Genomic DNA, 4,586 nt, shown 5'->3' on the forward strand with positions numbered 1-4,586 from the left:
GAAATGAAACAACCGACAGAGTTTATCGGGTTATTAGTACCGCTCGGCTGTGCCGTCACCGGCTTTACACCTGCGGCCTATCAACGTCGTCGTCTACAACGACCCTAAATGGAGATCTCATCTTGAGGCCGGCTTCGCGCTTAGATGCTTTCAGCGCTTATCCGATCCGCGCGTGGCTACCCGGCGGTACGACTGGCGTCATAACCGGTTCACTAGAGGCGCGTCCAACCCGGTCCTCTCGTACTAGAGTCAGGACCTCGCGAATCTCCCACGCCCACGACAGATAGGGACCGAACTGTCTCACGACGTTCTGAACCCAGCTCGCGTGCCACTTTAATCGGCGAACAGCCGAACCCTTGGGACCTTCTCCAGCCCCAGGATGTGACGAGCCGACATCGAGGTGCCAAACCGCCCCGTCGATATGAGCTCTTGGGGGCGATCAGCCTGTTATCCCCGGAGTACCTTTTATCCTTTGAGCGATGGCCATTCCACGCTGGAACCACCGGATCACTATGCCCCGCTTTCGCGCCAGATCGACTTGTATGTCTCCCTGTCAAGCACCCTTGTGCCATTGCACTCTACACTTGATTACCGAACAAGTTGAGGGTACCTTTGGAAGCCTCCGTTACGCTTTTGGAGGCGACCACCCCAGTCAAACTACCCACCACGCGGTGTCTCTATCGCTAGATTAGATCCCAGACAAGGGAAGGGTCGTATTTCAACGATGACTCCATGATTCCTGACGAAACCACTTCTACGTCTCCGACCTATCCTACACGTCCCGTGCCCGGGAACAACGCGAAGCTGCAGTAAAGGTTCACGGGGTCTTTCCGTCCCGTCGCGGGTACCCGGCATCTTCACCGGAACTACAATTTCACCGAGCTCGTGGCCGAGACAGTGCCCAGATCGTTACACCATTCGTGCAGGTCGGAACTTACCCGACAAGGAATTTCGCTACCTTAGGACCGTTATAGTTACGGCCGCCGTTTACCGGGGCTTCAATTAGGAGCGTCGATCTCTCTAACCCCTCCTCTTAACCTTCCGGCACCGGGCAGGTGTCAGGCCATATACGTCATCTCGCGATTTGGCATAGCCATGTGTTTTTGGTAAACAGTCGCCTGGGCCATTTCTCTGCGGCTCTATCACTAGAGCGTCCTTTATCCCGAGGTTACAGGACCATTGTGCCTAGTTCCTTGGCCACGATTCACTCGAGCGCCTTGGTATACTCTACCCGACCACGTGTGTCCGTTTACGGTACGGGTCCTTCACGGTTGAAGTTTAGCGGGTTTTCTTGGGGGTGAAATTACGGGTGCTATCCGCTTGACCGGAGTCTCGCGGTACTATCGCCTTTCGCCTCGGCCGGCGTGCTTTACTACCGGCCTCGAAGGGTACGGGCTTCAACGTGCCATTCCGTCGGCACGCGACCCTGTCATCGCCCCGTCACCGCGTCACGCCGTGAAGAAGTACGGGAATATTAACCCGTTCGCCATCGGCATCCCCCCTCGGGTTAGCCTTAGGGCCCGACTGACCCCCGGGTGATTGACATTGCCGGGGAATCCTTGGTCTTGCGGCGTGGAGGGTTCTCGCCTCCATTATCGTTACTTATGCCTACATTTGCTTTTCCTGACGCTCCACGACACCTCGCGATATCGCTTCGACGCCGACAGGAATGCTCTCCTACCCACGTACTGTTAAAGTACATCCTATAGCTTCGGTTGACGTTTTATGCCCGTGTATTATCCACGCGGGAGCGCTCGACTAGTGAGCTGTTACGCACTCTTTAAATGAATGGCTGCTTCCAAGCCAACATCCTAGCTGTCTAGGCGATCCCACCTCGTTTGTTCAACTTAAACGTCAATTCGGGACCTTAGCTGATAGTCCGGGTTATTCCCCTCTCGTCCGCGGACCTTAGCACCCGCGGGCTCGCTCCATCGATTTTAAGTTACCGCATTCGGAGTTTGGCCGGATTTGATAGGCGGTGAAGCCCTCGCGTCCAATCAGTAGCTCTACCTCGGTAACGAAACTCGACAGGCTGCACCTAAATGCATTTCGGAGAGTACGAGCTATTTCCCAGTTTGATTGGCCTTTCACCCCTACCCTCGCCTCATCCGAAAACTTTTCAACGTTTACCGGTTCGATCCTCCAGATGGTGTTACCCATCCTTCAACCTGGACAAGGGTAGATCACAAGGTTTCGCGTCTAGCGCCACTGACTTTGCGCCCTGTTAAGACTCGCTTTCGCTTCGGCTCACGGTCCTCCAGACCCTTAACCTCGCCAGTGACGACTAACTCGTAGGCTCATTATGCAAAAGGCACGCCGTCACCACATCGCGTGGCTCCGACCGCTTGTAGGCGCGCGGGTTCAGGGTCTATTTCACTCCCCTGCTCGGGGTGCTTTTCACCTTTCCCTCGCGGTACTGGTTCACTATCGGTCTCTCGGGAGTGTTTAGCCTTACCGGGTGGGCCCGGTGAATTCAGGCAGGATTACTCGTGTCCCGCCTTACTCAGGATACCGTTATCAAGAACGGGTGAAAAGCGTACTGGGCTATCACCATCCACGGCGTCGCTTTCCAGCGACTTCTGCCCCTGCCCATACTTGATTTTACACGGTCCTATAACCCCGCTAGCGCCTCGACGCCAGCGGTTTGGGCTACGCCCCGTTCGCTCGCCGCTACTGGGGGTATCACTGTTGTTTTCTTTTCCTGCGGGTAATGAGATGTTTCAGTTCCCCGCGTTCGCCTGCTAGATTTAGCATGGCACGCGTCCAGCGTGCCGGGTTGCCCCATTCGGAAATCCCCGGATCTATGGTCATTTGCACCTACCCGGGGCTTATCGCAGCTTGTCACGTCCTTCATCGCCTCCGAGAGCCTAGGCATCCACCGCGCGCCCTTAATTAACTCTTGTCGTTTTATTAACGCTCGACTCGTTTAGCCTCGCCCGTCGCCTCGCGGCAAGGGCGGCTCTTGCTTATCGTTCTACTTTCGTTATTATCAATGTCTCATTTGTACATCGATGTCCCACCATGTCAAAGAACTTTCTCGTGGAGAATAAGGGAGTCGAACCCTTGACCCCCTGCGTGCAAAGCAGGTGCTCTAGCCAACTGAGCTAATCCCCCGTGCGTCTTACCCGTTAAGAAATCACGCGTAGTCCCTCGCGGAGTTGAACCGCGGACCTCTACATTATCAGTGTAGCGCTCTAACCAACTGAGCTAAGAGACTGTCTTGAAATGAAACAAAAAGCGAGAACACTGAAAAAAAAAGGAACTCCAGAAAGGAGGTGTTCCAGCCGCACCTTCCGGTACGGCTACCTTGTTACGACTTAGCCCCAGTTACCGGTATTACCCTAGATCGGCCCTCGCGGTTACGAGCTTCAGGTACTCCCGGCTTCCATGGCTTGACGGGCGGTGTGTACAAGGCCCGGGAACGTATTCACCGCGCCATGGCTGATGCGCGATTACTAGCGAATCCAACTTCACGGGGTCGAGTTGCAGACCCCGATCCGAACTAAGACCGGTTTTTGAGATTGGCTCGCCGTTACCGGCTCGCGACCCTCTGTACCGGCCATTGTAACACGTGTGTCGCCCCGGGTGTAAGGGCCGTGCTGATTTGACGTCATCCCCGCCTTCCTCGCACCTTACGGTGGCAGTCTCGATAGAGGGCCCGGCGTTAACCGATGGCAACTATCGATAGGGGTTGCGCTCGTTATGGGACTTAACCCGACACCTCACGGCACGAGCTGACGACAACCATGCAGCACCTTGCAAGTGGTCCCGTGGGAAATAGGTGTTTCCACCTAATGCAACCTGCATTTAAACCCGGGTAAGGTTCCTCGCGTATCATCGAATTAAACCACATGTTCCTCCGCTTGTGCGGGCCCCCGTCAATTCCTTTGAGTTTCATCGTTGCCGACGTACTCCCCAGGTGGCTCACTTTTACTTTCGCTCGACCCCGGACTGTATGTCGCCCAGGGCCAGTGAGCATCGTTTACGGCGTGGACTACCAGGGTATCTAATCCTGTTCGCTACCCACGCTCTCGAGCATCAGCGTCAGTTACAGCCTGGTCAGCTGCCTTCGCTGTCGGGGTTCCAGGTGATATCTATGCATTTCACCGCTACTTCACCTGTTCCGCCAACCTCGTCTGCACTCTAGCCCGGCAGTTTCAACGGCGCGCTACAGTTTAGCTGCAGTCTTTTACCGCTGACTTGTCGGGCCGCCTACGCTCCCTTTAAACCCAATGAATCCGGATAACGCTCGCATCCCCCGTGTTACCGCGGCTGCTGGCACGGAGTTAGCCGATGCTTATTCGTGAAGTACTGGCAGGCGGGGACACGTCCCCGCGGTTCTTCCTTCACAAAAGAGGTTTACAGGCCATGGACCCGTCATCCCTCACGCGACTTGGCTGGTTCAGGCTTCCGCCCATTGACCAATATTCCTCACTGCTGCCTCCCGTAGGAGTCTGGTCCGTGTCTCAGTACCAGTGTGGGGGACCTTCCTCTCAGAACCCCTAGACATCGTCGGCTTGGGGGGCCGTTACCCCGCCAACTACCTAATGTCCCGCGTGCCCATCCGTCACCACCTCGGTTTTAAC

The 4,586-nt window shown here is 55.7% G+C and carries 2 tRNA genes and 2 rRNA genes; all 4 read right to left on the reverse strand.

The window, feature by feature from the left end:
* Positions 1-12 precede the first annotated feature (12 nt).
* Positions 13-2,904, reverse strand: a 23S ribosomal RNA gene (locus PGR74_RS13960).
* Positions 2,905-3,040: 136 nt separating this feature from the next.
* Positions 3,041-3,114: transfer RNA gene (locus PGR74_RS13965), tRNA-Ala, on the reverse strand.
* 29 nt (positions 3,115-3,143) lie between these two features.
* Positions 3,144-3,217: transfer RNA gene (locus tag PGR74_RS13970), tRNA-Ile, on the reverse strand.
* Positions 3,218-3,268: 51 nt separating this feature from the next.
* Positions 3,269-4,586 (reverse strand): 16S ribosomal RNA (locus PGR74_RS13975); the annotation flags it as partial.

This window comes from Sanguibacteroides sp. AM78-02pH3A (assembly GCF_027666085.1).
GTDB classification, from domain to species: Bacteria; Bacteroidota; Bacteroidia; order Bacteroidales; family Marinifilaceae; genus Gabonibacter; species Gabonibacter massiliensis.